We start from the raw sequence: 4,211 nt of genomic DNA, 5'->3' as shown, positions 1-4,211 counted from the left end.
TTTCGATAAGATGGAAGTACAATGGGGTGATCAAGATTTTGAGTTGTTCTCATTTATGAATGACAGTGCAACGCTTGATGAGTTACCTTGTTGGTTAACCTATACCAATAACATCACCCATGAAATTATTCTCAATAATTTGGACAAATCAGGATTGTTTACAGGCGCAATTGAAGGTACTGGACCTAGATACTGCCCTTCTATTGAAACAAAACTCATTCGCTTTACTGATAAACCTAGACATCAGCTCTTTATTGAACCTGAAGGCAGAGACACAAATGAAATGTATGTTCAAGGTATGTCAACTAGCCTAGCAGAAGATGTTCAGCTCAGTTTTATGCGTTCTATACCAGGGATGGAGAATTGTGAAATAATGCGTCCTGCTTATGCCATTGAATATGATTGTATTAATCCTTTAATGCTGACCTTGTCACTTGAGTTAAAAAATATAAGTGGTTTGTTCTCTGCAGGACAGTTCAATGGAACGTCTGGTTATGAGGAAGCCGCTGCTCAAGGTCTTATTGCAGGCATTAACGCCGCTTTAAAAGTTAAAAATGAGCCGCCTTTTATTTTGGATAGATCAGAAGCTTATATTGGTGTTCTCATAGATGATCTGGTGACTAAGGGAACAGATGAACCCTATCGCATGATGACTTCAAGAGCAGAATATAGACTTGTTTTAAGACAGGATAATGCTGACTTAAGATTAACTCAGAAGGCTTATGATATAGGACTAGCAAGTGAAGAAAGATATAAGAAATTCAGTGAAAAGTTACTTATGATTGAAAATGAGATGGAACGAATTCAGAATGTAACTTTAAAAATGGAACCTTTAAATGATGTATTGGCTTCTATTGGCAGTAGTCCAGTGAGTCAAGGTACTAAGCTAATCGATATTCTCAGAAGACCAGAGGTGTTCTATGTGCACCTTAATGATATAGATACAACAAGACCTGAAAACCTAACAAAAGACGTCATCAAACAAATTGAAGTTTCCATAAAATACGAAGGTTATATTAAAAAGCAATTGCAACAAATCGAGAAGTTCAAGGCACTTGAGGAGAAGAAGTTATCCTCTGAAATTGATTATAATGAAATAGATAGTTTAAGACTTGAAGCAAGGCAAAAACTCAATGAGATCAAACCAGATTCAATTGGTCAAGCGTCTAGAATATCAGGTGTTTCACCTTCTGATATTTCAGTATTAATGGTTTACCTTGAGCAACAAAGGAGAAAAAGTAAATGATGAAAGCACTATTTGAAGCCAACGGATTTTCATTAAACAATAAGCAACTTGAGCAGTTTGATAAATATTTTGAATTTATGGTTTCTGAAAATGAAAAATATAATTTAACTGCAATCATAGAAAAAAATGATGTCTTTGTAAAGCATTTTCTAGATTCAATGCTCATTAAAAATAGTGGTATTGATATTACTAATAAAAATATTATTGATATCGGTACAGGTGCTGGCTTCCCGTCTATCCCTATAAAAATTCTTGAACCAAGTACTAAAATTACAGGTTTAGATTCATTAAATAAGCGCATTACCTTTTTAAACCAGTTAGTGGCACTTTTGGAGCTTAATCAATGTCAATTTGTTCATGGTCGTGCTGAAGATTTTGGACAAGATAAAAAGTTTAGAGAGGTTTATGATATTGCTGTATCAAGAGCAGTAGCAGAACTTCGTCTTTTACTTGAACTTGTTATGCCATTTGTAAAAGTAAATGGTTTTTTCGTAGCTTATAAGAGTATAAAAACAAAAACGGAACTTGATGAGGCACAAAATGCTTTGAAATGTATGAAGTCAAAGCTTGTCGATACTCAAAAGATTTTATTGCCAGATGGCTATGGTGAACGGGACTTGTTAATCATCCAAAAAACAGGTAATATCGAAAAAAAGTATCCAAGAAAAGCTGGTGTTCCTAAAAAGAACCCTTTGTAAAACTATAAATGTAAGAAAATAGTAAATAACTATAAAGAAATATGAAATCAATGTGATTATTGATCTCTTATTTCTTTTTTATTTATCTAATTTTTAGTATAATAAACTTAGTATCTTTAATAGGAGGTATACATGGGAAAGTCGATAGCCATTTTTAATCAAAAGGGTGGTGTAGGTAAAACGACAACTGCTGTAAATTTAGCAGCTGGTCTTGCGCAACTTGGCCGAAAGGTATTATTGGTGGACAATGATCCTCAGGGAAACCTAACAAGTGGTGTTGGTGTTGATAAATATTCCGTTGAACACTCAATTTATGAAGTATTAATTGATAATGTTCCAATTGAGTCCGCCATTGTTCAAACAAATTTTGAAAACTTATCGATTTTACCAGGTAGCGTTAATTTAGCTGGTGCTGAGATTGAAATTATTGAACTCGATAATAGAGAAACACTACTAAAGAGATGTTTAAATACGATTAGTGATGAGTATGACTATTTGATCATTGACTGTCCACCTTCTCTGGGTATGTTAACCATAAATGCCCTTGTGGCAGTTGACAGTGTAATCATACCAATACAATGTGAGTATTATGCCCTTGAAGGGGTTAGTCAGCTTTTGAATACCTTTAATCTTATAAAGCAGAGTATAAACCCTGATATAGAAATTCAAGGTGTCTTACTCAGTATGTTTGATGGCAGAACAAATTTATCTATTCAAGTCGTTGAAGAAGTTAAAAAGCATTTCAAACAGTTAGTTTATTCTACTATTATTCCAAGAAATATTAGATTAGCTGAAGCACCAAGTTTTGGACTGCCTATTATGCATTATGACCCTAAATCTAGAGGTTCGGAAGCCTATATGGATCTAGCTGAAGAGTTTATTGAATCTGAGGAGTTGAGATATGAATAAGAAAAGTGGATTGGGACGAGGTTTAGGTGCTTTAATACCCAATGACGTTACAATTGAAAAAAAGTCTAAGATTAATGAGAATGGTGAAATGATTGATCAAATTGATATTAATTTAATCATTCCAAATCGTGATCAACCAAGAAAGGACTTTGATGAGTCAAAAATAGTTGCCCTAGGAGATTCTATTAAAGAGCTGGGCCTTTTACAACCTATTGTACTTAAACGTAAAGGTAGCTACTATGAAATCATAGCCGGTGAAAGACGTTGGAGAGCATGTAAACATATTGGGTTAAAGAAAGTGCCTTCAATTATCAAAGATGTTGATGAATTTACAGTAGCTCAGTTGGCACTTGTGGAAAATGTTCAACGTGAAGATTTAAACCCAATTGAAGAGGCTGCTGCTTATAGTAAATTAATTGATGAATTTAAAATTACTCAAGACAGTCTAAGTAAAATTGTAGGAAAGAGTAGATCTTATATTACCAACACAATTAGACTTTTAAAGCTTGAGGATTTTATTCAAGATGCTATTCAAAGCAATGTAATTTCTAATGGCCATGGCAGATCATTACTATCTCTAGAAACTGAAAAAAAGAGAAGATTGGCATATGATTATATTATAAAAGAGGGTTTAAGTGTTCGTAAGACTGAAGAACTTGTTAAAAATTTTGATACTATTTTTAATAAAATGCCACTTCAACGTACCCATAAACCGAATAAAAAGTTACCTGAAATATTGAATGTTGAAGAAGAATTGGCAGTTGCTATTGGCACTAAAGTTACAATTAAAGAGACCAATGGTAGAGGAAAAATTCTTATAGACTTTTATAATATAGACGATCTTAATCGAATTCTTGAAATTATTAGTCAAAAATAGTTTCACGTGAAACATTGAGTTAGAATTTTATATAATTTGAGTTCAAAATTGATTTGAAGGTTTAGAAAAGAGGATGTTTCACGTGAAACATATAAATTTCTAAACCTTTTTTTATACAAAGCTATATTTGCTTCAAATTTGAGCTGTATTGACTTTTTTAATGTTAACGAAGTGTTGGTCGAAAAAGGTAAAAAAACTAGAATTGTGGACTATGTGAGTTTTGAGACGTGGTAGACATTGGAATTGCAAGGTTTAGCTAAATGAAAATAAAAGAATTATAGCATAAACATTGAAATACTCAATAAATAAGGCCATTCTTAATGAATTGCATTAATAATAAGACATATATCGAATAATTAACCTTAAGGAAGTAAAAAAAAGAAAAGTTTATCAAGTCAATTTTTAGAAGACTTTTAGGACTCCAGCAATTAATAAAACATTAATCGGACTTGGAAGATAAATATGAAAGTGTTCAATACGA

At 32.6% G+C, this 4,211-nt stretch carries 4 protein-coding genes; all 4 read left to right on the top strand.

Features of this window, described 5'->3' with window-relative positions; genetic code table 11:
• Nucleotides 1-1,246 (top strand): tRNA uridine-5-carboxymethylaminomethyl(34) synthesis enzyme MnmG (mnmG, locus tag AC220I_RS19035; RefSeq protein WP_486725444.1); only part of this gene is annotated, 1,246 nt, incomplete at its 5' end.
• Nucleotides 1,243-1,944: a 16S rRNA (guanine(527)-N(7))-methyltransferase RsmG gene (rsmG, locus tag AC220I_RS19030; RefSeq protein WP_486725443.1), complete on the top strand. Its 702-nt coding sequence runs from the start codon at nucleotides 1,243-1,245 to the stop codon at nucleotides 1,942-1,944. The genes mnmG and rsmG, both read left to right, overlap by 4 nt.
• Nucleotides 1,945-2,076: 132 nt before the next feature.
• The gene (locus AC220I_RS19025) at nucleotides 2,077-2,853 is read left to right on the top strand and encodes a ParA family protein (protein ID WP_486725442.1); all 777 of its coding nucleotides are present in this window, start codon (nucleotides 2,077-2,079) and stop codon (nucleotides 2,851-2,853) included.
• Nucleotides 2,846-3,730, top strand: a complete 885-nt coding sequence (locus AC220I_RS19020; protein ID WP_486725441.1) for a ParB/RepB/Spo0J family partition protein — start codon at nucleotides 2,846-2,848, stop codon at nucleotides 3,728-3,730. Before AC220I_RS19025 ends, AC220I_RS19020 begins: the two co-directional genes overlap by 8 nt.
• The last annotated feature ends 481 nt before the right edge of the window (nucleotides 3,731-4,211 follow it).

It is taken from the genome of Fusibacter sp. (assembly GCF_057447755.1).
The sequence above is the reverse complement of the archived record's forward strand: the minus strand, read 5'-3'. Positions and strand labels throughout refer to the sequence as shown.